This is a genomic window from Stenotrophomonas sp. YJH_SMC_69, assembly GCF_059370495.1.
Genome location: NZ_JCAFTS010000015.1, coordinates 66505 through 93386 on the forward strand (window position 1 = coordinate 66505; position 26882 = coordinate 93386).

The window sequence follows — 26882 nt, forward strand, 5'->3', positions numbered from 1 at the left end:
TCATTCTTCGATGGAGGTCAGGGGGGCGGACTCGCGCGGGCGCACGTGGTCGGCATCGAAATGGCAGGAGAACACCGAGCCCTTGCCGACTTCGCTTTCAATCTCCAGCCGTGCGTGGTGCAGGCCGAGGATGTGCTTGACGATGGACAGGCCCAGCCCGGTGCCGCCGCTCTCGCGCGAGCGGCTGCTGGACACACGGTAGAAACGTTCGGTCAGGCGCGGCAGGTGGGTGGCGGGAATGCCGTAGCCGGAATCGCGCACCGCCAGCACGGCGCCGTCGCCTTCGCGGCGGAACTCCACCGCAATGCGGCCCCCGGCCGGGGTATAGCGCACCGCGTTGGTGACCAGGTTGGAGAAGGCACTGTGCAGTTCCTTGGTCGAACCCTGCAGGTCGACACCGGCCAGATCATCGATGCTGATCTGGTGGCGGCCCTGGCTGTGCGCCTCGGCCTCGCGGCGCAGGGTCGCCAGCATCGGCTGCATGGCCACGGTCTCTTCCTCGCTGTGCTCCTGCGATTCCAGCCGCGACAGGGTCAGCAGGTCTTCCACCAGCTGGGCCATGCGCTGGCTCTGCTTGCGCATTTCTTCCAGCATCGGGCCGGTGCCGGGGAAGTCCTCCGGATCCATCATGTCCAGGTAGCCGTGGACCACGGTGAGCGGCGTGCGCAGCTCGTGTGAAACATTGGCCACGAAGTCGCGGCGCACCTGTTCCAGGCGCAGCAGCTTGCTGACGTCGCGGGCGATCAGCAGCCAGTAATCCGACGAATAGGGAATCAGGCGCAGGTTCAGGCGGATCGCCGGATCGACCGGCGAGGGCACGTCCAGGATCGGTTCGGCATTGCGGCCACCGGCCAGCCAGTGGGCCAGCGGCATCGGTTGCAAGCGTTCGACCAGGGCCTCGCCAAGGTCGCCGGGATGGTGCAGGCCGAGCAGGGCGGTGGCCGCTTCGTTGAACCACTGCACGCGCTGGCTGTTGCGGTCCAGCACCACCACCGCGTCGGGCAATGCGGCGGCGGCGGCGCGGTAGCTGCGCAGCATGTCCAGCAGGCGGCGCTTGCGCACGCGCATTTCCACCTGGTTGCGATACAGCAGGCGGTCCAGTTCGTTCCAGACGCCGGTGCCTTCTTCGGCGGTATCCCAGCGCTGGCGTGCGGTCAGGCGGCGCAGCACGCTGCGCAGGCGCCAGTAATGCCAGGCCAGGGTGGCCAGTGCGCCCAGCGCGATGCACAACCACAGATGGCCCGTGAACCACCCCACCAGTCCGGCGAACAGCAGTACCGCGGCAACGGTGGCCAGGGTCTTCAACCAGGCAGAGCGGATGTGGCGGGGCATTGCGGTCTCGTCGTTGAGGTGCGGCGGTTCACTGGAGTGAACCAAGGGTTATAGCAGAGTTGCCGGCACCGGCACCCGCAGGTGCGCGGTGCCGGCACGACGAGACTCAGGTGGCAGTGGAGAACCGGTAGCCGGCGCCGCGCACGGTCTGCACCATGTTCTCGGCGTTGAACGGTTCCAGCGTCTTGCGCAGGCGGCGGATATGCACGTCGATGGTGCGCTCCTCCACGTACACGCTGCCACCCCATACATGGTCCAGCAGCTGCGCGCGGGTGTAGACGCGCTCCGGATGGGTCATGAAGAAGTGCAGCAGGCGGTATTCGGTCGGGCCGATCGGCACCGGCTGGTCGTTGGCGAACACGCGATGGGCGGCGCCGTCGATGCGGATCGGGCCGACTGCCACGCTGCCGTCCTCGTCGTCCTCGCGGGCACGGCGCATCACCGCACGGATGCGCGCCAGCAGTTCGCGCGCCGAGAACGGCTTGACCACGTAGTCGTCGACGCCGGCTTCCAGGCCACCGACGCGGTCGTTCTCTTCGCCGCGGGCGGTCAGCATGATGATCGGCACTTCGCGGGTCAGCGTTTCCTTGCGCCAGCGACGGGCCAGGTCCAGGCCGCTGGTGCCGGGCAGCATCCAGTCCAGCAGGATCAGGTCCGGAACGCGGTCGGCGATCGCGGTCTGGGCCTCCCGGGCATCGCCGGCGTGGACCGGTTCGTAATCGCCCTTGCGAAGGGCGAAGGCGACCATTTCACGGATCGCGGGCTCGTCATCGACGATCAGGATGCGTTTCTGCACGAGGACACCGTAGGGCTCGGTTACTGGAGTGGTGCCAGTAGACTACGGTTTGATGACATGTTTGTGACTGCCCGGCCGGAACCGGCCTGGATTGCCATCGGCCGGTCATGCAGCGCTCAGCGCCGGTCCAGGTCCGGGTCCTGCACGCCCTGGCGGCGCAGCTCCAGCACGGTCGGGGTGATCGCTTCGATGCGGGCATCGACCCGCGCGCGGCCAATGTAATCCAGCGCCGGGTTGCGCTTGAGCGCCTGCAGCTGCAGCAGCGCCTGTTCCGGCCGACCGCTGAGGAAGGCGGCCTCGGCATAGGCCTCGCTGGCACGCACGCTGTCGCCGGCCAGCTCGCTGGCGCGGGCAAAGCGCTGCTGGAAGACCGGATCGTTACCGCTTTGCGACAACAGGGGGCGCAGCATCGCCTGCGCGCGCTGGCCGGCCTCGCGGTTGCCCTGTTCGTTCAGGATCTCGGCATAGGTCAGTGCCACCGGGCGGCTGTTGGGGTGTTCGCGCAGCAGCTGCTCGAAGCGGCTGTTGGCCTGGGCCGCCTGGCCTGCCCGCGATTCCGCTTCGCCCAGGCCCAGCGCCAGCCACAGGTTGCCGGGATGGGTCTGGAGCAGGCCGGCCAGGGTCTGCCGGGCCTGGCCGGCGCCGGCACGGCCACCGCGCATGACCGCCAGCGCCTGGCCATAGCGCTGCGCATCGTTGAGACCGTCCTTCTGCCGCTTGGCCAGGTCGGCATACTCGCGTTCCAGCTCGGGGGTGGAATCCGCGCTGAGCACGCGCAGGCGCTCACGTGCCCAGTCGAAGTCGCCGCTGGCGCCACGGTTGAGCTGGCCGATCGGGAGGCGCAGCACACTGCTGGGCAGCAGCGGGTTGTTGCCGCGCAGCAGCGGCTCGCCCAGGCTGGGATCGGCCGGGTCCACCCGCTCCTTGCGCTCGCCGGTGGGGGTGCTGGTGGTCAGCAGCACCGTATCCTTCTTCATCTGCTCGGCGCGGGCCTTGGCTTCGCTGATGCGGGTGATGTTGACCGGGTGGGTGCGCAGGAACTCGGGCACGCTGTAGCCCCCTTCGTTGCCACGCATGGCCGCCGACATCCGTTCGAAGAAGCCGGCCATGGCATCCACGTCGTAGCCGCTGCGCGACAGGGTGCGGATGCCGAGGCGGTCGGCCTCGGACTCGTTGGAGCGGGTGTAGTTGATCTGCCGTTGCTGCATCAGGCCCATGCCCGAGCTGATCGCGGCCATCGTCGCGTTGCCGGACGACGTGCTGTTGCTGGCCTGGGCGGCCACCACCGCCGCCAGCATGCCCAGCAGGATCGGGATCTGGTCACGCTGGGCGCGCTCGACGCCGCGCAGCACATGCTGCTGGGTGACGTGGGCGATTTCGTGGGACAGCACCGCAGCGACCTCGTCCTCGCGCTCGGCGGTCAGCACCAGGCCGGCATTGACCCCGATGTAGCCGCCCAGCGTGGCGAACGCGTTGATCTGGCGGTCGTTCATCACGAAGAAGGTGTACGGCTGCCGCGGCTGGTCACTGTTGGAGCCGAGCCGGGTGCCCATGGTCTGCAGCCAGTCGTTGACCAGCGGATCTTCCAGCAGGTAGCCGTAGTTGCGCAGCTCGCGCAGCATCATCGCGCCGTACTCGGCCTGGCGGGCCGGGGTCAGCAGCTCGCCGGCCGAGGAGCCAATGTCGGGCAGCTTCTCCTGGGCCTGGGCCAGCGGCATGGCCAGGGCCAGGGTGACGGCGGTAGTCAGCAGCAGGGCTCGCAAGCAGGAGTTCCTCGGGCGGGGCGCGCCAAGCGTGGCAGGGCGGGGGACAACCATTCGTTAATTCACAGTGTTGCGGCCGTGGCGTGGAAATTCCAGCGCACCGGTACCATATGTAGACCGTCGATCCATCGTGGAGTTTCCCGTGACAGCCCAGACCGCCGGCGGTGCCCCCGCCATCACCATCTATTCCACCGCCGTCTGCCCGTACTGCGTGGCCGCCAAGAACTTCCTGAAGAGCAAGGGCCAGCAGTGGACCGAGGTCCGCATCGACCTGGACCCGGCCGAGCGCGAGAAGATGATGGCGCTGACCCGCCGCACCAGCGTGCCGCAGATCTTCGTCGGCGACGTCCATGTCGGCGGCTACGACGACATGATGGCCCTGCACCGTGAAGGCAAGCTCGAGCCGCTGCTGGCCGGGCAGGGCCAGGCATGAGCGCGGCCGACGACGGCAGCAAGGACCGCATCGCCGAGTTCACCGAGTTCCGCAAGCGCATGAACGAGCGGATCCTGGGTGAGCCGAACCAGGTGGTGCGCCGCTTCTTCGCGCTGGACACGCAGACCTACCAGGCCGGCGCGCTGGACGTGAAGACCAAGGAGCTGCTGGGCCTGGTGGCCTCGATGGTGCTGCGCTGCGACGACTGCATCAGCTATCACGTGGCCCAGTGCAAGGACGCCGGCGTGACCCGCGAGGAGTTCTTCGAGACCTTCTCGGTCGGCCTGGTGGTGGGCGGATCGATCGTGATCCCGCACCTGCGCCGCGCGGTCGACTTCCTCGACCAGCTTGAAGGTGGCGCCGCCGCCCCGGCAGCGCACGAGCACTGAGGGGCGTGCCGGCCGCTGGCCGGTATTCCCTGAATCCGGCATGGCCGGGGTTGCCGGCCAGCGGCCGGCACTACCGCACCCGCGAGGGGCCTTCCCACGATCCAACAGCCCAGGAGCCCCCTTGTTGTTCAAGGGGGCGCGCCGACAGGCGCGGGGATAAGGCGGAATGCGCGGGCAATTCTGCCTGGGCCGGGCACTGGGACCATGGTCTATTTGGGACCTCGGCCCCGGCTCAGGCATAATTGCCGGTGAAACTTCCTTTGCGCCGGCGTTTCCGGGCACGTCCGGACGGCGTTTTTCCCCCTGTTCGGAACATCGATCAATGACGCAGAAAATTACGGTCATCCGCGGCGACGGCATTGGCCCGGAAATCATGGACGCCACCCTGTTCGTGCTCGACCAGCTCAAGACTGGCCTGGAGTACGAAGACGCCGACGCCGGCCTGGTGGCCCTGGAAAAGCACGGCGACCTGATGCCGGCAGTGACCCTGGAATCGATCGCGCGCAACAAGGTCGCGCTGAAGAGCCCGCTGACCACCCCGGTCGGTGGTGGCTTCACCTCGATCAACGTCAGCCTGCGCCGCCACTTCGACCTGTACGCCAACGTGCGTCCGGCCCACACCTTCCCGAACACCAAGTCGCGTTTCGACAACGTCGACCTGATCACCGTCCGTGAGAACACCGAAGGTGCCTACCTGGCCGAAGGCCAGGAAGTGTCGGCCGACGGCGAAACCGCCTTCTCCGGCACCCGCATCACCCGCAAGGGCTCCGAGCGCATCGTGCGCTACGCCTTCGAGCTGGCCAAGAGCACTGGCCGCAAGAAGGTCACTGCCGTGCACAAGGCCAACATCATCAAGTCGACCTCGGGCCTGTTCCTGAACGTCGCCCGTGAAGTCGCCGCACAGTACCCGGAGATCGAGTTCCAGGAAATGATCGTCGACAACTGCTGCATGCAGCTGGTGATGCGTCCGGAACAGTTCGATGTGATCGTCACCACCAACCTGTTCGGCGACATCATCTCCGACCTGTGCGCCGGTCTCGTCGGCGGCCTGGGCCTGGCCCCGGGTGCCAACATCGGCAAGGACGCGGCGATCTTCGAAGCCGTGCACGGCACCGCGCCGGACATCGCCGGCCAGGGCAAGGCCAATCCGTGCGCGCTGCTGCTGGCAGCCGCGCAGATGCTGGACCATGTCGGCCAGCCGGAAAACGCCGAGCGCCTGCGCAAGGCCATCGTGGCGACCATGGAAGCCAAGGATTCGCTGACCGGCGACCTGGGCGGCACCGGCACCACCATGAGCTTTGCCCAGGCCATCGCCAGCCGCCTGTAAGCGGCCGGCCGACCTCGGTTGGATCCACAGCGGGGCGCCTTCGGGCGCCCCGTTGCGTTGTGGGCCGGCCCGGTAGATCCACGCCGTGCGTGGAATGACGGGGCCTTGGTCCGCAGCCACCCATGGGGTGGCTCTACATGGAAATTGTCTGTGCGTACATTGCACAGATCATGTGCCGCTACGCGGCTGGTTCGTGCGTCATGCGCTCCGCATCCTGTGCCCACTTCCCAACGCACTGGAGCTCGAACATGAACCTCACCGCCTTCGGCCTGGCCAGCCTGATCGGCATGGCCACCACCGCCCCGGTCGCAGCCGCCGAGCCGGCCCATCCCACCATCCGCCACATGGCTGGCGCGCCGGTCGCGACCTCGCTGGATGCGGCAAAGACCGCCGTGCTGGTCATCGACTTCCAGAATGAGTACTTCGATGCCACGGCCGCACCGGGCTTTGCCGGTGGCCGCATGGTCATTCCCGATGGCGTGGCCGCGCTGCGGCAGGCGAAGCGGGTGGTCGAATTCGCCGATGCTCATGGCATCCGCGTGATCCATGTGCAGCACGTGCTGCCGGCGGGTGCGCCGCTGTTCGCACAGGGCAGCGTCAATGCTGCCTTCCATCGCGACCTGCAGCCGCGCCAGGGCGAGACCGTGGTGCAGAAGGACAATGTCAGCGTGTTCGCCGGCGCGTCCTCCACCGTGCTCGACCCGCTGCTGAAGAACGCCGGCATCGACACCCTGATCGTCACCGGCCTGCAGACCCATGCCTGCGTGGCTGGTGCCGCGCGCGACGCGGCGGCCGCGCCCCGTGGTTACCGGGTGATCGTCTCGTCCGATGCCAGCGCCAGCCGTGACCTGGACCTGGCTGGCGGCCGGCGCATCGGCCATCGCACGCTGCATGAAGCCGCTCTGGCCCAGATCGAGGACGCCTTCGGCGATGTCATGACGACTGACGCGATCCTGGCACTGCCGGTGCGCAAGGCCGGCGACGGCGCTTGATAAGCTGGCGGGGCCCGCATGCCGCGGGCTCCGCCACGTGGAGCTGCCCGCCGATGGATCACTTCGCTGCCCTGCGTGCACTGCGCGCCATCGTCGATGCGGGCAGCTTCACCGCGGCAGCCGAGCGCCTCGGTACCACCCACTCGGCGATGTCGCGGCAACTGCGGCAGCTGGAAGAACACCTGCAGGTGCGCCTGCTCGATCGCAACAGCCGCCGGCTGTCGTTGACCGAGGCCGGGCGCGACTACTACCGTGAGGCGGCAACGCTGCTGGACCGCCTGCAGGAAGCCGACGACCGTGCCCGTGCCGGGCAGGCGCAGCCCAGTGGAAGCGTGAGGATCAGCGTGCCGCAGGTGGTGGCCAGCCAGGAGCTGCCGCACTGGCTGCCGTCATTCCTGCAGCGTTACCCCCAGGTCACGCTGGACCTGTCGGCCGATGACCAGCTGGTCGATGTGGTCGGTGGTGGTTTCGACCTGGCCCTGCGCATCGCGGCTTCACTGCCGGACAGCCAGCTGGTCGCGCGCGAGCTGGCCAGCTGCCCGCGCATCCTGGTCGCCGCACCGGCCTACCTGGCACACCACGGACTGCCGCGGCAGGCAGCGGACCTGGCTCATCACACGCTGCTGGGTTTCAGTCCCACGCCAGCAATGCCGCCCTGGCAGTTGCAGGGGCCGCGCGGCGCAACCGCGAGCATCGAAGCCGGGCAGCGCCTGCGCGTGGATGCCACGCCCGCACTGTACGCCGCCGCGCTGGCCGGCATGGGCATCAGCCTGTTCACCGCCTTCACCGTGCAGGAGGATCTGCGCGCCGGTCGTTTGATCCGCGTGCTGCCGGCCTGGCATGCGGGCCAGCGACGCTACTTCGCGCTGTACCCGCATGCACGTGCACTGGCGCCCAAGGTGCGTGCGCTGGTCGAGCATCTCGCGGCGCACTACGCTGCACAGGTGAGCGCGGCAGGGTAGTCGCGCGGTTGCAGCCGGGGTGATGATGGAGTCGGTGTATCTGCTGGTCGCGCTTGGCGCGATCGTCGCCGGATTCGTACAGGGCCTGACCGGTTTCGCCTTCGGGATGGTAGCGATGTCGTTCTGGGCATGGGGGCTGGAGCCGCGACTGGCCGCTGCGCTGTCGGTGTTCGGCGCGCTGGTCGGTCAGCTGGTGGCCGTGTTCACCGTGCGGCGTGGCTTCAACCTGCGCCTGCTGCTGCCGTTCGTGCTGGGCGGCCTGGCGGGCATTCCGCTCGGCGTGATGGTACTGCCACACCTGGACATGGACTGGTTCAAGGCGCTGCTGGGCGGCTTCCTGCGCTGTGGTGCCCGGTGATGCTGATGGCGCGATCATTGCCGCCGATCCGCGTGGGTGGTCGCATCGGTGACGCGATCGCCGGCATGGCAGGTGGGGTGCTCAGCGGCATCGGCGGTTTCGCCGGACCGGTGCCGACGCTGTGGAGCACGCTGCGTGGCTTCGGCAAGGACGAGCAGCGCGCGGTCATCCAGAACTTCAACCTGGCGATGCTGGCAGTGACCATGGCCACCTATGTCGGCAGCGGCCTGGTGAGCCGGCAGATGCTGCCGTACTTCGCCATCGTGGCGCCGGCGATGCTGGTGCCGACCCTGCTGGGTGCGCGCGTCTACATCGGCATCAGCGAGGCGCGCTTCCGGCAGATCGTACTGAGCCTGTTGACCGCGTCGGGCATCGCATTGCTGGCGTCGTCGATGCCGGTGCTGCTGGCGCGGCCGTAACCGGTTGAACGTCAGGTCGGGCGGAACATGCGGAAGCGCTGTCCGGCGCCGATGCGGAAGTAGTCGGCAGGCCCGCCGCCGCGCAGGATCGGGGCCGCCGCAGCGGTGTCGTAGATGCCATCGACCAGCAGCCGTTCATCGATATGCACCGTCACCACTTCGCCCAGCACCAGCCAGCCGTTGGTGTCCTGGCCGGCGGCATCGCGCAGGCGGACGATCTGCGTGCAGCGGCATTCCATGCTTACCGGGCTCTGTGCCACGCGGGGCGGTGTGACCTGCGTTGAGGCCAGTGGCGTCAGGCCGGCAAGGACGAACTCGTCGACATCCGGCGCGACCGCACGGCAGCTTTCGTTCATCGCCTCGGCCAGGTCGAAGGTGGCCAGGTTCCACACGAATTCACCGGTGGCTTCAATGTTGCGCAGCGAGTCTTTGCGGCCCTGGCTGGAGAAGCCGATGATCGGCGGGGTGTAGTTGAAGGCGTTGAAGAAGCTGTAGGGCGCCAGGTTCAACGTGCCCTGTGCGTCGCGGCTGGAAATCCAGCCGATCGGGCGCGGGCCGATGATGGCGTTGAACGGGTCATGCGGCAGACGGTGGCCCTCTGCCGGGCGGTAGCTGTGGAAGGTGTCGGGCATGGGGGCAGGGGACGTGTGGGCTTGCTCGACTCTACAAAAAAGCCGCGACCCTTGCGGATCGCGGCTTGTCTCTCTCGGCGTGGCTGGACTCAGCGCTGCTGGATCTTCGACAGCAGGCGCAGGAACTCCACATACAGCCAGACCAGGGTCACCATCAGGCCGAATGCGCCATACCACTCCATGTACTTCGGCGCGCGCTGGGCCACGCCGGTTTCGATGAAGTCGAAGTCCAGCACCAGGTTCAGCGCCGCCACGACCACCACGAACAGGCTGAAGGCGATGCCCAGCCAGCTGGAGTCGTGGATCACCGGCACGTTGATGTTGAAGAAGCCCAGCACGAACGAGGCCAGGTAGAGCAGGGCGATGCCGCCGGTGGCGGCGACCACGCCCAACTTGAAGTTCTCGGTGGCCTTGATCACGCCGCTGCGGTACGCGAACAGCAGCGCAAACAGGGTGCCGAAGGTCAGCAGCACGGCCTGGAACACGATGCCCGAGAACTTGGCGTTGAACAGGGCCGAGATGGCGCCGAGGAACACGCCTTCCACCAGCGCATACATCGGCGCGGTGACCGGCGACCATTCCTTCTTGAAGATGGTGATCAGCGCCAGCACCAGGCCGCCGATGGCGCCGCCCATGGCATACAACCTGGCTCCGGCCATGACCTGGCCGTAGTCGTCGATGGTCTGGTTCCAGGCGAAAGCGGCCGTCAGCACGGTCAACAGCAGCAGGAAACCGGTCTTGTTGACGGTGCCGTTGAGGGTCATTGCCTGGTCGGGGCTGGTCACCACCGAACCGCTGGCGAGGTCGAGGAAGGTCGACTCGGAAAGAGCCGGGTTGCCGCTGCGCATGCGTGTTCTCCGTGCGAATGAGGGTCAGGACGGCCATCCGGCCGATGGGCGTGAGCATAGCCGATGACTGCTTTTGGCGTTGTGGCAGGCCGCGGAACTGCGCATCCTTCGTTGACAGTTCCCAACGCGCTTGGCGACAATGACCAACTCCCCGGGCCTGACCCGAGGGGATTGCAAGACCGGGGTATAGCGCAGTCTGGTAGCGCGCCTGCTTTGGGAGCAGGATGTCGGGGGTTCGAATCCCTCTACCCCGACCAATCCCACGTCACGTCGGATTGGACACCGTTCCGGTTCGGGCGCCCGTAGCTCAACTGGATAGAGCACCGGCCTTCTAAGCCGGCGGTTACAGGTTCGATTCCTGTCGGGCGCGCCATTGGCGGGACAGCGGGATCGCATCGGCGGATGTGAAGAAGTGCTTGCAAAAGCGTAAAGACTCCACCAGAATATCGGACTCGCTTCGGCGGACCGGAACTTCGGTGACAGTCTCCAGGCAAGGTTTCAAGGTTCCAGTGCTGGCGGTATCGGCGGTGGAGCGAAAGTTTCAGTGGTGGCTGTAGCTCAGTTGGTTAGAGTACCGGATTGTGATTCCGGTGGTCGGGGGTTCGAATCCCCTCAGCCACCCCACTGATTCAACCGCATCGGCGCAGCCGAAACGGTATTGCAATAAACAGAAAGCACGCTACAATGTGCGTCTGAGTTTCACGGGCCGTTAGCTCAGTTGGTAGAGCAGTTGACTCTTAATCAATAGGTCCAAGGTTCGAATCCTTGACGGCCCACCAAGACGGAAGCCACCTGGTACGCCAGGTGGCTTTTTTCTTATAGGTGTGACCCTTTCGTTTCAATGGGCCACACGTTGCAGGGCCCCGCCTGGCGTGGATCTGCAGCGCATCGGGATCGCAGTGCTGGTTTCAACGATGTTGAAGAAAGTGCTTGCACCCACCGAGCGGATCGGGTCATAATTCGCGCCCCGATTTCGGGCTGTTAGCTCAGTTGGTAGAGCAGTTGACTCTTAATCAATAGGTCCAAGGTTCGAATCCTTGACAGCCCACCAGACGAAAGCCACTTGGTCATCCAGGTGGCTTTTTTCTTGCCCGCACGCCGGGTTGCGCTTCATCCACGCATGGCGTGGATCTACTGAAGCAGTGCTGAAATCAGGGGCATACGCGTCATCAGTGTTTTCAATGCTGTGCACTGCTTCTCACCGCATGGCGTCCTGCATCGCACCCAATAGATCTTTCGCGCCGATGGCGCATGCAGGAAGGAAGATGTTGATGGCTGAGATCGCTCGATTGCACGGCACGGTGTGGATTCCCTTCGCGTTGATGGCACTGGCGGCCTGCACGCCGGGCAATGATCCCGCGCAGGCTGTCGAGCGTGATGCGGGCGCAGAGCGCATTCCGGCGCGCCAGATCGACGACGCCATGCAGTTGCGGCCGGCCCGGCCCGCGGAGGGGGAGGTCCTGCCCGGCGCGGTGGACGTACAGCGCAATGCGGACGGTTCGGTGGATGTGCGCAGGGATGCGCCGGCGTCGGTGGCCCTGCGTCGCACCGACGATGGGGGCGTGGAGGTCCGGAAGGTGGATGCGGCCGTCGACCCGGGCACAGGTGCGGCGCCGGCCCGCACGGTACCGCAGCAGTAGGCTGCGGCCAGCCCGGCGGGTCGCGCACCCGCCGGAGTGGCTGCGATGCAGCGATGGCGCGGAGCGTAGTGGATTCAGCTTTGTGCAGGCCTTCCGATTCCAGTCGCCGCCTGCGACAATGAACACCTGTGCCGGCCACGCGAAAGTGGCGGAATTGGTAGACGCCCTGGATTTAGGTTCCAGTGCCGCAAGGCGTGGGGGTTCGAGTCCCCCCTTTCGCACCAGTGCCGGCCTGTCCCCGCCCTGATCGGGCCATCGGCGCCCCCTTGACCGGCACGCGCTGGCAGTGCAGGCCGAATTGGGCGAAACTAAAGGGCTGCGGCAAGCAGGCGCGTCCCAGACGTCGTGTCCTAACAACCGTTTCATCCCAATCATCGAGCCGGGGGCCTGGGCCACCGGTGGCAGGAGTCAACATGCAAGCTTCGATCGAATCCACCGGCAACCTGGAACGCCGCCTGAGCTTCTCGCTGCCGGAAGAGCGTCTGCAGAGCCACATCGCCGGCCGCCTGGGCGAAATCGCCCGTACCACCCGCATCAAGGGGTTCCGTCCGGGCAAGGTGCCGGCCAAGGTGATCGAGCAGCGCTTCGGCGCGCAGGTCCGTGGCGAGGCGCTGGACGGCCTGCTGCGCGAGACCTTCGACGCGGCCGTGCGCGAGCACGACCTGCGCGTCGTCGGCAGCCCGCGCATCGACAAGGGCGACGAGGGTGAGTTCTCCTTCGTGGCCACCGTGGAAGTGGTGCCGGACTTCGGCGACATCGACGTCAGCAAGCTGACCGTCGTGCGCCACACCGCCGAGATCACCGACGCCGACATCGACCAGATGATCGAGAACCTGCAGAACCAGCGTCGTACCTGGGCCCCGGTCAGCCGTGGCGCGCAGGACGGTGACCTGGTCGCGGTGGAAACCTGGTCGCAGGCCGGCGAAGAGCGCCTGCCGGCCGAGGGCACCGAGAAGGGTTCGATCGTGCTCGGCCAGGGCATGATGTTCGACACCATCGAAAAGGGCCTGGTCGGCCTGGCCAAGGGCGAAGAGAAGACCCTGGACGTCGAGTTCCCGGCTGACTGGCGCGTGCCGGTGCTGGCCGGCAAGACCGTGCAGGTCACCGTCAAGGTTGCCGACGTGTCCGAGCCGGTCGTGCCGGCGGTCGACGAAGCCTTCATCAAGAGCTTCGGCGTGAAGGGGGGCGACGTCGAGCAGTTCCGCAGCGACATCCGCGCCAACCTGGAGCGTGAGCTGAAGGGCGCGCTGATGAACCGCCTGCGCCGCGAAGTGGGCGAGCAGCTGATCGCGGCCTACTCGTCGGTGGAAATGCCGCCGCGCCTGGTCGAGAACGAAGCCCGCGCCATGCTGGCCCAGCAGGTCGAGCAGCTGCGCCGCAACGGCCAGAACGTCGGCGAGATCCCGGCCGATGCCCACGAAGGCTTCAAGGACGCCGCCGCCAAGCGCGTGCTGGTCGGCCTGCTGGTCGGTGAAGTGGCCCGCATCAACGACCTGCGCCTGGAAGCCAAGCGCCTGAACGAAACGATGCGTCTGATCGCCTCGACCTACGAAGAGCCGGAGCAGGTCATTGAGATGTACCGTAACGACCCCCAGCTGATGTCTGGCCTGCAGAACCGTGTGATGGAAGAGCAGGTGATCGACTGGATCGCCGAGCGTGCCCAGCACACCGAAGAGAAGCTGTCGTTCCAGGACGCGATCCGCCAGTAAGCCGGCGGATCACCGGATGCCCCGCGCCTTTGCCGGCGCGGGGTTGTTGCCCCCCAAGATAGGTACCTCACGTAATGGACAACCGAACCAAAGCCCTGAACCTGGTTCCGATGGTGGTCGAGCAGACCAGCCGCGGCGAGCGTGCCTACGACATCTATTCGCGCCTGTTGAAGGAGCGCCTGATCTTCCTCGTGGGCCCGATCGACGATCACATGGCCAACGTGGTGGTGGCGCAGTTGCTGTTCCTGGAATCGGAGAACCCGGAAAAGGACATCAACATCTACATCAACTCGCCGGGTGGCGTGGTCACCGCCGGCATGGCGATCTACGACACCATGCAGTACATCAAGCCGAATGTGAGCACCACCTGCATCGGCCAGGCCGCCTCGATGGGCGCCCTGCTGCTGGCCGCGGGCGAAGCCGGCAAGCGCTATGCGCTGCCGAACTCGCGCGTGATGATCCACCAGCCGCTGGGCGGCTACCAGGGCCAGGCCACCGACATCGACATCCACGCGCGTGAGATCCTGACCCTGCGTTCGCGCCTGAACGAGATCCTGGCCAAGCACACCGGCCAGTCGCTGGAGACGATCGCCCGCGACACCGAGCGCGACAACTTCAAGAGCGCCTTCGAGGCGCAGGCCTACGGTCTGGTCGACCAGGTCCTGGAGCGTCGTCCGGATGAGTCGATCCAGGCCGGTTGACCGGCCTTCACGGGGCCAGGGAGGCCCCGTTCCTGCAGGGTCGGGCGGGACTGGTGTCCCCTCGGCCCTGTGCTATTCTCGAATCGAACCCCCGTTCAGCGGGTGGGGTAACTGGGTAAGCGAAGCATGAGCGAAGACCGCCAAGGTCGTTCCACGGACACCGGCAAGATCCTCTACTGCTCTTTCTGCGGCAAGAGCCAGCATGAAGTGCGCAAGCTGATTGCGGGTCCGAGCGTATTCATCTGCGATGAGTGCGTGGAGCTGTGCAACGACATCATCCGTGAGGAACTTGAGGAAAAGGCGCAGTCGGCGCGCAGTTCGCTGCCCAAGCCGCGCGAGATCCTCGAGGTCCTGGACCAGTACGTGATCGGCCAGAACCGCGCCAAGCGCACCTTGGCCGTGGCCGTGTACAACCACTACAAGCGCATCGAGAGCCGGCAGAAGAACGACGACGTCGAACTGGCGAAGTCGAACATCCTGCTGGTCGGCCCGACCGGTTCGGGCAAGACGCTGCTGGCCGAAACCCTGGCCCGCCTGCTCAACGTGCCGTTCACCATGGCCGACGCCACCACGCTGACCGAAGCCGGTTACGTGGGCGAGGACGTGGAGAACATCATCCAGAAGCTGCTGCAGAAGTGCGACTACGACGTCGAGAAGGCACAGCAGGGCATCGTCTACATCGATGAAATCGACAAGATCTCGCGCAAGAGCGAGAACCCGTCGATCACCCGCGATGTGTCCGGCGAAGGCGTGCAGCAGGCCCTGCTGAAGCTGATCGAAGGCACCGTGGCCAGCGTTCCGCCGCAGGGCGGGCGCAAGCATCCGCAGCAGGAATTCCTGCAGGTGGACACCAAGAACATCCTGTTCATCTGCGGCGGCGCGTTCGCCGGGCTGGACAAGGTGATCCAGGCCCGTTCCACCGACGTCGGCAGCATCGGCTTCGGCGCCAAGGTGAAGAGCAGCGAGCGCAAGCAGGAAGTGGGCAAGGTGCTGGCCGAAGTCGAGCCGGAAGACCTGATCAAGTTCGGCCTGATTCCGGAGTTCGTCGGCCGCCTGCCGGTGGTGGCGACCCTGGAGGAGCTGGACGAGCCGGCCCTGATCAAGATCCTGACCGAGCCGAAGAACGCCATCACCAAGCAGTTCAAGAAGCTGTTCGAGATGGAGAACGTCGAGCTGGAGTTCCGTCCGGACGCGTTGTCGGCCATCGCCAGGAAGGCGCTCAAGCGCAAGACCGGTGCCCGTGGCCTGCGCACCATCGTCGAATCGGTCCTGCTGGACACCATGTACGACCTGCCGTCGCAGGAAAACGTCAGCAAGGTGGTGGTGGACGAATCGGTGATCGAGCACAAGTCCGAGCCGTACCTGATCTACCAGACCCCGGCGGTCCCTGAACAGAAGGCCGCAGGCGCCGAGTGATCCTTCCAGGTTGTTGATTGGAAAGGATTTTCAAGGAATGCCTTGCATCTGAAAGCCGATGGCCCCATAACGGGGCCATCGGCTTTTTTTGTCTCCGGAAGATGCCCTCCCGGAGGCGGTTTTCCCCCTTCCCTGGAGCCCCCATGGCCCGTTCCCCAAGTGAAACCCTCGACCTGCCGGTCCTGCCGCTGCGCGACGTAGTGGTGTTCCCGCACATGGTCATTCCGCTGTTCGTCGGCCGTGACAAGTCCATGCACGCGCTCGAACAGGCAATGGAGGCGGACAAGCGCATCCTGCTGCTGGCGCAGAAGTCGGCCGAAACCGACGACCCGCATGCGGCCGACCTCTACCAGGTCGGTACGCTGGCGCAGGTGCTGCAGCTGCTGAAGCTGCCCGACGGCACCATCAAGGTGCTGGTCGAAGGCCTGTCGCGCGTGCAGGTCACCCACGTTGACGAGCGCAACGGCTCGCTGCACGGCCAGGCCGTGGAGATCGACGCCAGCGACGAGCGCGAAGCGCGCGAGGTCGAGGCGATCGCCCGCTCGCTGATGTCGCTGTTCGAGCAGTACGTGAAGACCAACCGCAAGCTGCCGCCGGAACTGCTGCAGACGCTGTCGGGCATTGATGAGCCGGCGCGCCTGGCCGACACCATCGCCGCGCACATCAGCGTGCGCCTGGCCGACAAGCAGCGCCTGCTGGAAACGCTGGCCGTCGGTGACCGCCTGGAGATGCTGGTCGGCCTGGTCGACGGCGAGATCGACGTGCAGCAGATGGAGAAGCGCATCCGCGGCCGCGTGAAGTCGCAGATGGAGAAGAGCCAGCGCGAGTACTACCTCAACGAACAGATGAAGGCCATCCAGAAGGAACTGGGTGACCTGGACGATGCGCCTGGCGAGCTTGAAGAGCTGGCGCGCAAGATCGCCGAGGCCGGCATGCCGAAGGCCGTTGAGGCCAAGGCGCGCAACGAGCTGAACAAGCTCAAGCAGATGTCGCCGATGTCGGCCGAAGCGGCGGTCGTGCGCAACTACCTGGAGTGGTTGCTGGGCGTGCCGTGGAAGAAGCGCAGCAAGGTTCGCAAGGACCTGAAGGTGGCGCAGGACACCCTCGATGCCGATCACTACGGGCTGGAGAAGGTCAAGGAACGCATCCTTGAATACCTGGCGGTGCAGTCGCGCGTGAAGCAGATGAAGGGCCCGATCCTGTGCCTGGTCGGGCCGCCGGGCGTGGGCAAGACCTCGCTGGGACAGTCGATCGCCAAGGCCACCAACCGCAAGTTCGTGCGCATGTCGCTGGGCGGCGTGCGTGACGAGGCCGAGATCCGTGGCCACCGTCGCACCTACGTCGGTTCGATGCCGGGCCGCATCGTGCAGAACCTCAACAAGGTCGGCAGCAAGAACCCGCTGTTCGTGCTCGACGAGATCGACAAGATGTCGATGGATTTCCGCGGCGATCCGTCCTCGGCGTTGCTGGAAGTGCTCGACCCTGAGCAGAACAACGCGTTCAACGACCACTACCTGGAAGTGGACCTGGACCTGTCTGAAGTGATGTTCGTGGCCACCTCGAACTCGCTCAACATTCCCGGCCCGCTGCTGGACCGCATGGAAGTGATCCGCATCCCCGGCTACACCGAGGATGAGAAGCTCAACATCGCCACCCGTTACCTGGTGCCCAAGCAGGTCAAGGCCAACGGCCTGCAGCCCGAAGAGCTGGAGATCGGCAGTGACGCCATCCAGGACATCGTGCGCTACTACACGCGCGAGTCGGGCGTGCGCAACCTGGAACGCGAGATCGCCAAGATCTGCCGCAAGGTGGTGAAGGAGATCGCGCTGGCCGGCCCGCAGCCGGTGAAGGCGAAGAAGGGCGCGAAGAAGAAGGCGCTGGTGAGCGTGTCCAGCAAGAACCTGGACAAGTACCTGGGCGTGCGTCGCTTCGACTTCGGCCGTGCCGAGGAAGAGAACGAGATCGGCCTGGTCACCGGCCTGGCCTGGACCGAGGTGGGTGGCGATCTGCTGCAGATCGAATCGACGCTGGTGCCGGGCAAGGGCCAGCTGATCCTGACCGGCCAGCTCGGCAACGTGATGAAGGAATCGGCTTCAGCGGCGCTGTCGGTGGTGCGTTCGCGCGCCGTCGGCTTCGGCATCGACAGCGACTTCCTGCAGAAGCACGACGTGCACCTGCATGTGCCCGATGGCGCTACGCCGAAGGACGGCCCGAGTGCCGGCGCGGCGATGGTCACCTCGCTGGTATCGATGCTGACCAAGGTGCCGGTGCGTGCCGACGTGGCGATGACCGGCGAGATCACCCTGCGTGGTCGCGTCACGGCCATCGGTGGACTGAAGGAGAAGCTGCTGGCCGCACTGCGTGGCGGAATCCGCACGGTCATCATTCCCGAGGAGAACCGCAAGGACCTGGCCGACATCCCGGCCAACGTCACCCGCGATCTGGAGATCGTGCCGGTGAAGTACATCGAAGAAGTCCTGGACCTGGCGCTGGAGCGTCCGTTGGCACCGAAGAAGGCGCGCAAGAGTGCGCAACGTGTCACGGTGCGCAGCAAGGCCAAACCGAGTGGAAACGCGCGCGTCAAGCATTGACGCGCGCTGTCCAATGGCCCGAAACCCGCGTCGTTGCTGGCTTTCCAGCTTGCGTGGGGGTAGGGCCACTGGTATAAAAGCAGCACTCGCGAATGAGTGATCGCAGTCTGGCGATCGCTGAATTCGGCGAACCGTTTCCACATGGCGGCCGCATGCAGAGCGCGTGCGGTTGCTTCCCTGTCGAATAAGCGGAACCCACCGCCAAAGGAGTTGTAGAGAATGAACAAGACCGAATTGATCGATGCCGTTGCTGAAGCTGCAGACCTGACCAAGGCCGAGTCCAGCCGCGCTGTCGATGCCGTCGTTGCTGCCGTCACCAAGGCGCTGAAGGACGGCGATGCGGTCACCCTGGTTGGCTTCGGTACCTTCCAGGTCCGCGACCGTGCTGCCCGCACCGGCCGCAACCCGAAGACCGGCGACACCATCAAGATCGCTGCTTCGAAGAATCCGTCGTTCAAGGCTGGTAAGGCCCTGAAGGATGCTGTAAACTAAGCGGCTCGCTGGGGTGCTTAGCTCAGCGGTAGAGCGTCTCCTTTACACGGAGAGGGTCGGGGGTTCGAAACCCTCAGCACCCACCACAGCACCGCGGTAAAAGTTTGAGTGTGGAGCGGTAGTTCAGCTGGTTAGAATGCTGGCCTGTCACGCCGGAGGTCGCGGGTTCGAGTCCCGTCCGCTCCGCCATTCAACGAGGCCTCCGGCCAAAAGCTGGAGGCTTTGTTTTCTCCCGGTCCAGGCCGGCTGAAAGCAAAAAAGGTAACAACGCGGAGCGGTAGTTCAGCTGGTTAGAATGCTGGCCTGTCACGCCGGAGGTCGCGGGTTCGAGTCCCGTCCGCTCCGCCACTACATCGAGGCCCCCGGCCTGAAGCTGGGGGCCTTGTCTTCTCACCGACAGGTTCGGAAGGAAGGCGAAAAGGTTTTTGCAAGAACGGAGCGGTAGTTCAGCTGGTTAGAATGCTGGCCTGTCACGCCGGAGGTCGCGGGTTCGAGTCCCGTCCGCTCCGCCATTGCAGAATTCTTAAGTCCCTGTGAAAAAACTTTGAAAAAAGTGTTCATCGGGCTGGGTTTCCAGACAGTCTTCGGATATACTGGGCGCCTGCAAAGTTCAAGCGCGGAGCGGTAGTTCAGCTGGTTAGAATGCTGGCCTGTCACGCCGGAGGTCGCGGGTTCGAGTCCCGTCCGCTCCGCCAACTTCAAAAGCCCTCGGCGCAAGCCGGGGGCTTTTTCTTTGCGCCATGGTGGAAATGGCCGACACGCGGATGGCGCATGCCTGCCGATGTGGGCGCAGGCCGCGCTGGCGCTGCTTTTGGTCCCTGCGGCGAAGCGGGTTACACTGCCGGGCTCGCCAATAAGGCCTTGTGATTCCTCACCATGCTGCAGAAACTCCGCGACAAGACCTCAGGCTGGATCGTCACTGTGATCCTGGGGCTGCTGATGATTCCGTTCCTGTTCGTGATCGACAACAGCTACCTCGGTGGCGTTGGCGCACAGAACGTGGCCAAGGTTTCCGCGCCGCCGACCTGGTGGCGTTCGGCGCCGTCGTGGTGGCCGGTGCGCATGCTGTGGCAGCACCACGAGATCAGCTCGCAGGATTTCCGCACGCGTTTCGAGCAGGAGCGCATGCGTGAGCGCCAGCAGCAGGGCGACAACTTCGACCCGCGCGCGTTCGAGAGCACCGAGAACAAGATGGCCGTGCTCGACCAGCTGATCGACGAGCAGGTCGTGCGCCTGGTCGGTGAGCAGGCGGGCGTGGTGATCGGCGACGGCGCGGTGCGCGAGTACATCGCGACCATGCCCGCATTCCTCGATTCGAACGGCAAGTTCAACGAGAACAACTATCGCCTGGCCCTGGCCGGCGGCAACCCGCCGCGTACGCCGACCCAGTTCCAGGAGCTGGTGCGCGAGAGCCTGCAGCAGTCGGTGATTCCGTCGGGCCTGCAGAGCTCCGGCTTCGTCACCCAGGCAGAGACCGAGCGCCTGTTGAAGCTGCTGGGCGAAACCCGCGATGTCGAGCTGGCCGCGTTGCCGCCCGTACCGGCCGATACCGCGCCGGTCACCGATGAGCAGATCAAGCAGTGGTACGACAGCCACGGCAAGGATTTCCGCCAGGCCGAGAGCGTGTCGCTGGAGTACGTCGAGATCAACGGCGCGAACCTGCCGGCACCGGCGGCGGCCGATGAAGCCACCCTGCGCAAGCGCTATGAAGACGAGAAGGCGAAGTTCACCTCGCCGGAGCAGCGCCAGGCCTCGCACATCCTGATCACCGGTGACGGTGCAGAAGCCAAGGCGAGCAAGATCGCTGCCGAAGCCAAGGCCGCTGGTGCCGATTTCGGCGCGCTGGCCAAGGCCAATTCGGAAGATCCGGGCTCCAAGGAACAGGGCGGGGACCTGGGTTGGGTCGAGCGCGGTGCGATGGTGAAGCCGTTCGAGGACGCGCTGTTTGCGGCCAAGGCCGGTGATGTGATCGGCCCGGTGAAGACCGAGTTCGGTTACCACATCATCAAGGTGGCCGCTGTGCGCGGTGGCCAGGGCAAGTCGTTCGAGGAAGTGCGTGACACGCTGGCCGCCGAACAGCTGAAGGCCGACGGTGAGCGTGGCTTCAACGAGCTGGCCGGTCGCCTGGTCGATGCCATCAACAAGAGCCCGAGCGACCTGGCCGCTGCCGCCAAGGAAGTGAACCTGCCGCTGCAGACGCTGGGCCCGATCACCCGCGCGACCGCCAGTGGCATCGCGGCTGACCCGGCCGTGCTGCGTGCGGCGTTCTCCGACGTGCTGGTGCAGGACGGTACCGCCAGTGACCCGATCGCCCTGGGGGGCGCGACCAACCACAGCGTGGTCATCCGCGTGGCTGCGCACACCCCGGAACAGGCCCTGCCGCTGGACAAGGCTCGTGACCAGGTGATCGCCGCGATCCGCGCTGACCGCCAGCGCCAGGCCAGCGACAAGGCGGCCGATGCGATCCTGGCCAAGCTGAAGGCGGGTGCCACCTTGCAGTCGCTGGCCGCCAGCGAGAAGCTGCAGCTGAGCCCGATGCCGGGCCTGCCGCGCAGCCAGCCGGTGCCGACCCCGGAAATCAACCGCGCGATCTTCAGTGCGCCGGTGCCGGCCGAAGGCAAGCCGAGCTATGGCAAGGTCGACGTCAATGGCCACGCGCTGCTGTTCGCGGTGAACAAGGTCAATCCGGGCGACATCAAGGAAGTGACTGCAGAGCAGCAGAAGCAGCTGAAGGAACAGCTGAGCCAGATCGATGGCATGGCCGCGGCCAAGGCCTACATCAAGGCGATGCGCAAGAAGTTCGTGATCCAGACCACCGAGGCGAACCTGTAAGCCTTGCGGCGAGCAGATCGAAGAAGGCCCGGCATTGCCGGGCCTTTTTTTGTGCCTGCCGATGTGTAGCGTCGAGCCATGCTCGACTGCGTCTGCCGGGCGCAGGCATGAAAAAGCCGAGCAAGGGCTCGGCTCTGCAGGAAACAGGGCAGGGCGCGGCGGTGCCGCGCCGGACTCAGTCTTCCACGCGCAGCACGGCGCCCGGCTTCAGCACGCTGCTGCCGCTCAGGCCGTTCAGCGACAACAGGGCCTTGACCGGCATGCCGTAGCGGCGGGCGATGGTCCAGGCCGACTCGCCATCACGCACGGTGTGGCGGCGGCTGCGCGGACGATCAGCGATCGCGGCGACGGTCTTGGCCACCTGCGGCGTCGGTGCTGCGGTGGCGACTGGCGCAGCGCTGGCGACCAGGGCGGATGCGGTGTCCGCCACCGTCGCATTGGCAGCCGAGACAGGAGCCAGCACGCGGGTGGTACCCGACGAGGCGCGGCCACCGCCCGCCAGGGCGGGGTTGAGGCGGGCGATCCTGGCCGGGTCCAGGGCGCGCTGTGCGGCCCACTGCTGGACGCTGGTGCCGGCGGGCAGGGTGTGGTCCTTCAGCACCGGCACGGTGCGGTCCAGCGAGGCCATCACGCCCGGCTGGTCTTCCACGTCTTCCAGCACGCAGGCCAGGGCATGCAGCTTCTCGACGTAGGCATGGGTGACCGGCGACAGGCCGGGCAGCGCCGACGGCTTGGCGTTCTGCGCGTTCATGCCCGCCTTGCGCATGGACTGCAACACGCGGTACTCACCGGCGTTGTAGGCCATGGTGGCCAGGCGCCAGTCGCCGCCGAACATGCCGTGCAGGGTCTTCAGGTAGCGCACTGCGGCCTGGGTGGAATCGACCGCCGACAGGCGGCCGTCGTAGCCGTTGGCCATGGGCACGCGGTGGTTGCGCGCGGTGGTGGCGATGAACTGCCACAGGCCGGTCGGGCCGCTGCCATTGCGGGCATTGGGTCGGTAGCCGCTTTCCACGAACGGGATCAGTGCGAATTCGGTAGGCAGGTTGGCCTTGCGCAGCTCTTCAACCACGTAGCCGAACAGCACCAGCGCATCGTCATCCTGGTTGGCCAGGCGCGACGGGGCGTGGGCGAACTGCTTCTGCCAGCGCGGGCTGGTGGCCTCGGCATTGCAGGTGGGCTCGGCCAGGCCGTCGCGGAAGCTGGAGAAGATCTCCTGGCCATTGCGGACCGACGCGGCCGGCAACGCGGCCGGATCCAGCGGCAGGGCCGCCGCGGCGGCCAGGTTCTGGCCGATGCCCGCGCCCAGCGACTGGGCACCGGCGGTTCCGGCCAGCCCCAGGACCAGGCCCAGGGCCAGCGGCAGACTTCGGCGCATCATGCGCGGAAGCCGTCTTTCCAGTGCCGGAGACCGGCCATGACGTCGACGTCGTCAACGACGTCGCGGCCCAGGTGCGCCGACACTGCCGCGCGGATCGGCGCCGTGTGCACGCGCAGGAACGGATTGCAGTCGAATTCGTTGGCCAGGGTTACCGGCAGGGTGGAACGGTCATCGCGGCGCATGGCCAAAGCCTCCTCTTGGCGCTGCCACAGGGCAGCGTTGGCGGGGTCGACATGCCGCGCGAAGACGGCATTTGACACGGTGTACTCGTGGGCGCAACAAAGCAGCAGTTGCGCGGGCAAGGTACCCAGCTTGCGCATCGATGCCAGCAGCTGGGACGGCGTACCTTCGAACAGGCGTCCACAGCCCAGGCTGAACAACGAATCTCCGCTGAAAAGATGTTCAGCAGTGTGAAACGCGATGTGGCTGCGGGTATGCCCGGGCACGGATAGTACGTGGAACGTCCGGCCCAGTGCCTGAACGCGTTCACCTTCGCCGACCCGCTCGGTCGCTGCAGGGATGCGCTCCTCGACGGGCGCGATGACCCGTACACCGGGAAAACGTGCCTGCAACGCGGGCACGCCACCGATGTGGTCATCGTGGTGATGGGTGAGCAGGATCGTGTCCACGCGCAGGCCCTGATCGGCCAGCGCAAGCACCGGCGCGGCATCGCCGGGATCGACGACCACGGCGGCGCCAGCGTCGTCGATCAACGTCCAGATGTAGTTGTCCGCAAATGCGGGCAGGGCAGTCAGTCGCATAGAATTGGACCATGCCCGCGCTGCAGAGCACCCGTCAAGCGAGCCAGGCCCCGTGGTTCGACACTGAACCGGCGGGCTCCTTGCGCGTGCTGGAGCGGCAGTTGCTGCTGCCGCAGCTGTCTGTCCTGCCGACGCAGCCCTGGCTGTGGATCGCACCGAGTGCGGCCTGGCTGGAGGATGCGCAGCTGGGCGGGCGCGGGCTGCGGCTGTTCCGGCAGGGCCAGGGCTATGCCGGCGACACCCGCTGTGCGCTGCCGCTGCCGCTGGCCAGCGAGAGCGTCAACGCGGTCGTGCTGCAGCATGTGACCGCGGGCGATGCGGAGCGACTGCTGGACGAGTGCGAGCGCGTGCTGATGCCGGGCGGCCACCTGTGGCTGAGCAGCCTCAACCCGTTCAGCCCTTACCGCACGCATTGGCGCCAGCACGGACTGGTGGTGCGCACGCCACAGCGGATCCGCCTGCTGCTCGGCCGCCACGGGCTGGAGTGCGACGATATGCGTTACCTCGGCCCGCTCTGGCGCGGTGCAGGCAGTCGCCGCACGGGCGGTTGGGCGCCGCTGCGCGCGGCCTGCCTGTTCCATGCTGAAAAGCGCACGCTGGCCCTGCCCGGGCCGAAACCGTTGCCGGTGCGTTGGCTCGGCACCGTTGCCACCTGATCTGGAGTTGTATTGAAAACCATCGAAATCCACACCGACGGTTCCTGCCTTGGCAATCCCGGCCCCGGCGGCTGGGCTGCGCTGCTGCGCTACAAGGGCCACGAGCGTGAACTGAGCGGCGGCGAAGCGCACACCACCAACAACCGGATGGAGCTGATGGCGGCCATTTCCGGGTTGGAGACGCTCACCGAGCCCTGCAACATCGTGCTCTATACCGATTCGCAGTACGTGCGGCAGGGCCTGACGCAGTGGCTGCCCGGCTGGATCCGCAAGAACTGGAAGACCGCCGGCGGCGACCCGGTGAAGAACCGCGAGCTGTGGGAGCGCCTGCATGCCGCGACGCTGCGGCATCAGATCGACTGGCGCTGGGTAAAGGGCCACTCCGGTGACCCGGACAACGAGCGGGTGGATACGCTGGCGCGCAACGCGGCCATCCAGATCCGCGACGCCAGCCCGGTAAACTGAGGCCATGCGTCAGATCATCCTCGATACCGAAACCACCGGCCTGGAATGGAAGAAGGGCAACCGCATCGTCGAAATCGGCTGCGTGGAGCTGTTCAAGCGCCGCCCGACCGGCAACAACTACCACCAGTACATCAAGCCGGACTGCGAGTTCGAACAGGGCGCGCAGGAAGTCACCGGCCTGACCCTGGAGTTCCTGGCTGACAAGCCGGACTTCGCGCAGATCGCCGATGAGTTCCTGGCCTTCATCGATGGCGCCGAGCTGATCATCCACAACGCGGCGTTCGACCTGGGCTTCCTCGACAACGAGCTGTCGCTGCTGGGCCCGCAGTACGGGAAGATCACCGATCGCTGCACGGTGATCGATACCCTGGTGATGGCGCGCGAGCGCTTCCCGGGCCAGCGCAATTCGCTGGATGCGCTGTGCAAGCGACTGGGCGTTGACAACTCGCACCGTGCGCTGCACGGCGGCCTGCTCGATGCGCAGATCCTGGGTGACGTGTACATCGCGCTGACCTCGGGGCAGGAAGAGATCGGATTCGGCCTGGGGGATGACGATGGCGGTGGCGCCGGTGCGGCGCTGCAGGCCTTCGATACCAGCAAGCTGCTGCCGCGCCCGCGCGTAGTGGCCACGCCGTCGGAGCTGGAAGCGCATGCCGCGCGGCTGGAGCGGCTGCGCAAGAAGGCCGGCCACGCACTGTGGGATGGGCCGAAGGTGGAAGAGCCCGCCAGCGCGTAATGCCTGGAAGAGGTAGTGCCGGCCGCTGGCCGGCATCTGCGTGAACACGTTTCCCGGTGAGCCGGCCAGCGGCCGGCACTACCGCCTCCACGCATGGCGTGGATCTACGGGTTAATGGCAGCGCACCAGGATCACGCTGATGTTGTCGCGGCCACCGCCGTCGAGCGCGGCGGCGACCAGCGTGTCCACGCATTCCTGTGCGCTTGCATCCTCGAAGGCGAGAGTGCGGGCGATGCCGCGGTCGTCCACTTCCTCGGTCAGGCCGTCACTGCACAGCAGCAGCTGCATGCCGGGGCGCAGCTCGCCGCTGGTGGTGGCCACGTTCAGGTGTGCCGGATCGGTGACGCCCAGCGCCTGGGTGACCACGTTGCGATGTGGATGCGCGCGTGCCTGTTCGGCCGTCAGGTTGCCCTGCGCGACCAGTTCCTGCACCACGCTGTGATCCTGGCTGAGCTGTGCCAGCTGGCCGTCACGCCAGAGGTAGGCACGGCTGTCGCCGACCCATGCCACTTCATAGCGATTGCCCTGCACGCGTGCGGCGACCACGGTGGTACCCATCGGCAGGGTGTCGTTGCGCCGCCGCGAGGCGCGGATGATCTCTTCGTCGGCGGTGCGGATGGCCTGGGCCAGCGGCGCGCCACGGCGGATCTCGCGCACGATGGTTTCGCGCGCCAGCGCGCTGGCCACCTCGCCGCAGGCGTGGCCGCCCATGCCATCGGCCACCAGCCACAGGGCCAGCTCGCTGTCACCGTAGTAGGTGTCTTCGTTGAGCTCGCGGCGCAGGCCGGGGTGGGTGAGGTGTCCGAATTCGATCATGGTGTGCAGGGGCGGGGTATTGCTGGGGAGACAGGCATCATCGGGGGGCTGCGGGCATCCGGCAAGGCATGCATCCAGGAAATTTTCACTTCATTGACCGGAATGACTTGTCGTCGGCCTGACTTCCTCGTATGATGCGCGTCCCCGGTCCGCCGGGGACCACCCGGAGAGGTGGCAGAGTGGTTGAATGTACCTGACTCGAAATCAGGCAGGCGTTTATAGCGCCTCGGGGGTTCGAATCCCCCCCTCTCCGCCAGATAAAGAAAAAGGGCTGCCGAAAGGCAGCCCTTTTTCTTTATCTGGCGCGGGACGCGACGCGCTCTGCGCGTCGCCCCACACGTTGCTGCGCAACGCGTGGGCCCCTCCCTTTGCCGGCCTCTCCCCGCCCCTGTCGGGGCAGCCCCTCAACAGAGGGGCTTGGTCCTCCAGATGCATCAC

General features: G+C 66.2%; 23 protein-coding genes, 12 tRNA genes and 1 pseudogene. 28 read left to right on the plus strand and 8 right to left on the minus strand.

Features of this window, described 5'->3' with window-relative positions; all coding sequences use genetic code 11:
* From phoR to AC5P8F_RS19465, 3 genes are all read right to left on the minus strand, one after another.
* Complete coding sequence (gene phoR / locus AC5P8F_RS19455; protein WP_005415460.1) at positions 1–1332, minus strand: phosphate regulon sensor histidine kinase PhoR; 1332 nt, start codon at positions 1330–1332, stop codon at positions 1–3.
* Between the two features lie 106 nt (positions 1333–1438).
* Positions 1439–2128, minus strand: a complete 690-nt coding sequence (gene phoB, locus AC5P8F_RS19460; protein WP_005408258.1) for a phosphate regulon transcriptional regulator PhoB — start codon at positions 2126–2128, stop codon at positions 1439–1441.
* A 116-nt stretch (positions 2129–2244) separates the two neighbouring features.
* On the minus strand, positions 2245–3891 hold the full coding sequence (locus AC5P8F_RS19465) for a M48 family metalloprotease (RefSeq protein ID WP_014646090.1): 1647 nt from the start codon (positions 3889–3891) through the stop codon (positions 2245–2247).
* A 142-nt stretch (positions 3892–4033) separates the two neighbouring features.
* On the opposite strand from AC5P8F_RS19465, the gene grxC reads away from it, so the two are divergent.
* From grxC to AC5P8F_RS19495, 6 genes and pseudogenes are all read left to right on the plus strand, one after another.
* Complete coding sequence (gene grxC, locus AC5P8F_RS19470) at positions 4034–4324, plus strand: glutaredoxin 3 (RefSeq protein WP_004154541.1); 291 nt, start codon at positions 4034–4036, stop codon at positions 4322–4324.
* Positions 4321–4713 (plus strand): carboxymuconolactone decarboxylase family protein, encoded by a 393-nt coding sequence (locus tag AC5P8F_RS19475; RefSeq protein WP_004154542.1) that lies wholly within the window; start codon positions 4321–4323, stop codon positions 4711–4713. Before grxC ends, AC5P8F_RS19475 begins: the two co-directional genes overlap by 4 nt.
* Positions 4714–5035: 322 nt before the next feature.
* Positions 5036–6040 carry an isocitrate dehydrogenase gene (locus AC5P8F_RS19480; protein ID WP_014036138.1) on the plus strand — a complete coding sequence of 335 codons (1005 nt, stop codon included), beginning with the start codon at positions 5036–5038 and terminating at the stop codon, positions 6038–6040.
* Between the two features lie 248 nt (positions 6041–6288).
* Complete coding sequence (locus tag AC5P8F_RS19485; RefSeq protein WP_014646091.1) at positions 6289–7032, plus strand: cysteine hydrolase family protein; 744 nt, start codon at positions 6289–6291, stop codon at positions 7030–7032.
* Positions 7033–7085: 53 nt separating this feature from the next.
* A complete protein-coding gene (locus tag AC5P8F_RS19490) occupies positions 7086–7994 on the plus strand; it encodes a LysR family transcriptional regulator (RefSeq protein ID WP_032961780.1) in 909 nt (302 codons plus the stop codon).
* A gap of 106 nt (positions 7995–8100) precedes the next feature.
* A pseudogene (locus AC5P8F_RS19495) lies at positions 8101–8771 on the plus strand (sulfite exporter TauE/SafE family protein).
* An 11-nt stretch (positions 8772–8782) separates the two neighbouring features.
* Here AC5P8F_RS19495 and AC5P8F_RS19500 read toward each other — a convergent pair.
* Both AC5P8F_RS19500 and AC5P8F_RS19505 read right to left on the minus strand, forming a co-directional pair.
* Positions 8783–9403, minus strand: a complete 621-nt coding sequence (locus AC5P8F_RS19500; protein WP_014646094.1) for a flavin reductase family protein — start codon at positions 9401–9403, stop codon at positions 8783–8785.
* Positions 9404–9492: 89 nt separating this feature from the next.
* Positions 9493–10251: a Bax inhibitor-1/YccA family protein gene (locus AC5P8F_RS19505; RefSeq protein WP_495220543.1), complete on the minus strand. Its 759-nt coding sequence runs from the start codon at positions 10249–10251 to the stop codon at positions 9493–9495.
* 180 nt (positions 10252–10431) lie between these two features.
* Here AC5P8F_RS19505 and AC5P8F_RS19510 point away from each other — a divergent pair.
* The 18 genes from AC5P8F_RS19510 (at position 10432) to AC5P8F_RS19595 (ending at position 21632) form a co-directional block, all read left to right on the plus strand.
* A tRNA-Pro gene (locus AC5P8F_RS19510) sits at positions 10432–10508 on the plus strand.
* A 39-nt stretch (positions 10509–10547) separates the two neighbouring features.
* Positions 10548–10624 (plus strand) — tRNA-Arg (locus AC5P8F_RS19515).
* A gap of 174 nt (positions 10625–10798) precedes the next feature.
* Positions 10799–10875: transfer RNA gene (locus tag AC5P8F_RS19520), tRNA-His, on the plus strand.
* A 79-nt stretch (positions 10876–10954) separates the two neighbouring features.
* Positions 10955–11030 (plus strand) — tRNA-Lys (locus AC5P8F_RS19525).
* Between the two features lie 196 nt (positions 11031–11226).
* A tRNA-Lys gene (locus AC5P8F_RS19530) sits at positions 11227–11302 on the plus strand.
* Between the two features lie 220 nt (positions 11303–11522).
* Positions 11523–11891 (plus strand): hypothetical protein, encoded by a 369-nt coding sequence (locus tag AC5P8F_RS19535; protein WP_495220544.1) that lies wholly within the window; start codon positions 11523–11525, stop codon positions 11889–11891.
* Between the two features lie 139 nt (positions 11892–12030).
* A tRNA-Leu gene (locus AC5P8F_RS19540) sits at positions 12031–12115 on the plus strand.
* A gap of 189 nt (positions 12116–12304) precedes the next feature.
* Complete coding sequence (tig, locus tag AC5P8F_RS19545; RefSeq protein WP_014646097.1) at positions 12305–13600, plus strand: trigger factor; 1296 nt, start codon at positions 12305–12307, stop codon at positions 13598–13600.
* 74 nt (positions 13601–13674) lie between these two features.
* Complete coding sequence (gene clpP / locus AC5P8F_RS19550; protein ID WP_019659528.1) at positions 13675–14301, plus strand: ATP-dependent Clp endopeptidase proteolytic subunit ClpP; 627 nt, start codon at positions 13675–13677, stop codon at positions 14299–14301.
* A gap of 126 nt (positions 14302–14427) precedes the next feature.
* Entirely contained in the window at positions 14428–15717 is a 1290-nt protein-coding gene (gene clpX / locus AC5P8F_RS19555; RefSeq protein ID WP_014646099.1) for an ATP-dependent Clp protease ATP-binding subunit ClpX, read from the plus strand.
* A 143-nt stretch (positions 15718–15860) separates the two neighbouring features.
* Positions 15861–18308 (plus strand): endopeptidase La, encoded by a 2448-nt coding sequence (gene lon / locus AC5P8F_RS19560; RefSeq protein WP_014646100.1) that lies wholly within the window; start codon positions 15861–15863, stop codon positions 18306–18308.
* A gap of 219 nt (positions 18309–18527) precedes the next feature.
* Positions 18528–18800, plus strand: coding sequence for an HU family DNA-binding protein (locus tag AC5P8F_RS19565; RefSeq protein WP_004146343.1), 273 nt, complete (start codon positions 18528–18530; stop codon positions 18798–18800).
* An 11-nt stretch (positions 18801–18811) separates the two neighbouring features.
* Positions 18812–18886, plus strand: a tRNA-Val gene (locus AC5P8F_RS19570).
* A gap of 26 nt (positions 18887–18912) precedes the next feature.
* Positions 18913–18989, plus strand: a tRNA-Asp gene (locus tag AC5P8F_RS19575).
* A gap of 82 nt (positions 18990–19071) precedes the next feature.
* Positions 19072–19148 (plus strand) — tRNA-Asp (locus AC5P8F_RS19580).
* An 87-nt stretch (positions 19149–19235) separates the two neighbouring features.
* Positions 19236–19312: transfer RNA gene (locus AC5P8F_RS19585), tRNA-Asp, on the plus strand.
* A gap of 106 nt (positions 19313–19418) precedes the next feature.
* Positions 19419–19495: transfer RNA gene (locus tag AC5P8F_RS19590), tRNA-Asp, on the plus strand.
* 181 nt (positions 19496–19676) lie between these two features.
* Complete coding sequence (locus AC5P8F_RS19595) at positions 19677–21632, plus strand: peptidyl-prolyl cis-trans isomerase (protein ID WP_495228825.1); 1956 nt, start codon at positions 19677–19679, stop codon at positions 21630–21632.
* A gap of 175 nt (positions 21633–21807) precedes the next feature.
* On the opposite strand, the gene AC5P8F_RS19600 is transcribed toward AC5P8F_RS19595, so the two are convergent.
* Entirely contained in the window at positions 21808–23010 is a 1203-nt protein-coding gene (locus AC5P8F_RS19600; protein WP_046429131.1) for a lytic transglycosylase domain-containing protein, read from the minus strand.
* Positions 23007–23771 (minus strand): hydroxyacylglutathione hydrolase, encoded by a 765-nt coding sequence (gene gloB / locus AC5P8F_RS19605; protein WP_014646155.1) that lies wholly within the window; start codon positions 23769–23771, stop codon positions 23007–23009. Before gloB ends, AC5P8F_RS19600 begins: the two co-directional genes overlap by 4 nt.
* 11 nt (positions 23772–23782) lie before the next feature.
* Here gloB and AC5P8F_RS19610 point away from each other — a divergent pair, with 11 nt between their 5' ends.
* The 3 genes from AC5P8F_RS19610 to dnaQ are packed head-to-tail and all read left to right on the plus strand — an operon-like array spanning position 23783 to position 25628.
* On the plus strand, positions 23783–24427 hold the full coding sequence (locus AC5P8F_RS19610; RefSeq protein ID WP_041863105.1) for a methyltransferase domain-containing protein: 645 nt from the start codon (positions 23783–23785) through the stop codon (positions 24425–24427).
* 12 nt (positions 24428–24439) lie between these two features.
* Positions 24440–24892, plus strand: a complete 453-nt coding sequence (gene rnhA / locus AC5P8F_RS19615) for a ribonuclease HI (RefSeq protein WP_014646157.1) — start codon at positions 24440–24442, stop codon at positions 24890–24892.
* Between the two features lie 4 nt (positions 24893–24896).
* Entirely contained in the window at positions 24897–25628 is a 732-nt protein-coding gene (gene dnaQ, locus AC5P8F_RS19620) for a DNA polymerase III subunit epsilon (RefSeq protein ID WP_014036152.1), read from the plus strand.
* A gap of 111 nt (positions 25629–25739) precedes the next feature.
* Here the strand turns inward: dnaQ and AC5P8F_RS19625 are convergent, their stop codons facing one another.
* On the minus strand, positions 25740–26444 hold the full coding sequence (locus AC5P8F_RS19625; protein WP_014036153.1) for a PP2C family protein-serine/threonine phosphatase: 705 nt from the start codon (positions 26442–26444) through the stop codon (positions 25740–25742).
* Between the two features lie 165 nt (positions 26445–26609).
* Here AC5P8F_RS19625 and AC5P8F_RS19630 point away from each other — a divergent pair.
* Positions 26610–26700 (plus strand) — tRNA-Ser (locus AC5P8F_RS19630).
* The last annotated feature ends 182 nt before the right edge of the window (positions 26701–26882 follow it).

Coding starts and splice junctions, on each gene's coding strand:
- dnaQ (WP_014036152.1), top strand. CDS start 24,897: ATGCGTCAGATCATCCTCGATACCGAAACCACCGGCCTGGAATGGAAG.
- gloB (WP_014646155.1), bottom strand. CDS start 23,771: ATGCGACTGACTGCCCTGCCCGCATTTGCGGACAACTACATCTGGACG.
- AC5P8F_RS19565 (WP_004146343.1), top strand. CDS start 18,528: ATGAACAAGACCGAATTGATCGATGCCGTTGCTGAAGCTGCAGACCTG.
- AC5P8F_RS19535 (WP_495220544.1), top strand. CDS start 11,523: ATGGCTGAGATCGCTCGATTGCACGGCACGGTGTGGATTCCCTTCGCG.
- clpP (WP_019659528.1), top strand. CDS start 13,675: ATGGACAACCGAACCAAAGCCCTGAACCTGGTTCCGATGGTGGTCGAG.
- AC5P8F_RS19480 (WP_014036138.1), top strand. CDS start 5,036: ATGACGCAGAAAATTACGGTCATCCGCGGCGACGGCATTGGCCCGGAA.
- tig (WP_014646097.1), top strand. CDS start 12,305: ATGCAAGCTTCGATCGAATCCACCGGCAACCTGGAACGCCGCCTGAGC.
- AC5P8F_RS19485 (WP_014646091.1), top strand. CDS start 6,289: ATGAACCTCACCGCCTTCGGCCTGGCCAGCCTGATCGGCATGGCCACC.
- lon (WP_014646100.1), top strand. CDS start 15,861: ATGGCCCGTTCCCCAAGTGAAACCCTCGACCTGCCGGTCCTGCCGCTG.
- phoR (WP_005415460.1), bottom strand. CDS start 1,332: ATGCCCCGCCACATCCGCTCTGCCTGGTTGAAGACCCTGGCCACCGTT.
- AC5P8F_RS19500 (WP_014646094.1), bottom strand. CDS start 9,403: ATGCCCGACACCTTCCACAGCTACCGCCCGGCAGAGGGCCACCGTCTG.
- AC5P8F_RS19625 (WP_014036153.1), bottom strand. CDS start 26,444: ATGATCGAATTCGGACACCTCACCCACCCCGGCCTGCGCCGCGAGCTC.
- AC5P8F_RS19610 (WP_041863105.1), top strand. CDS start 23,783: ATGCCCGCGCTGCAGAGCACCCGTCAAGCGAGCCAGGCCCCGTGGTTC.
- AC5P8F_RS19600 (WP_046429131.1), bottom strand. CDS start 23,010: ATGATGCGCCGAAGTCTGCCGCTGGCCCTGGGCCTGGTCCTGGGGCTG.
- AC5P8F_RS19475 (WP_004154542.1), top strand. CDS start 4,321: ATGAGCGCGGCCGACGACGGCAGCAAGGACCGCATCGCCGAGTTCACC.
- clpX (WP_014646099.1), top strand. CDS start 14,428: ATGAGCGAAGACCGCCAAGGTCGTTCCACGGACACCGGCAAGATCCTC.
- AC5P8F_RS19505 (WP_495220543.1), bottom strand. CDS start 10,251: ATGCGCAGCGGCAACCCGGCTCTTTCCGAGTCGACCTTCCTCGACCTC.
- AC5P8F_RS19595 (WP_495228825.1), top strand. CDS start 19,677: ATGCTGCAGAAACTCCGCGACAAGACCTCAGGCTGGATCGTCACTGTG.
- AC5P8F_RS19490 (WP_032961780.1), top strand. CDS start 7,086: ATGGATCACTTCGCTGCCCTGCGTGCACTGCGCGCCATCGTCGATGCG.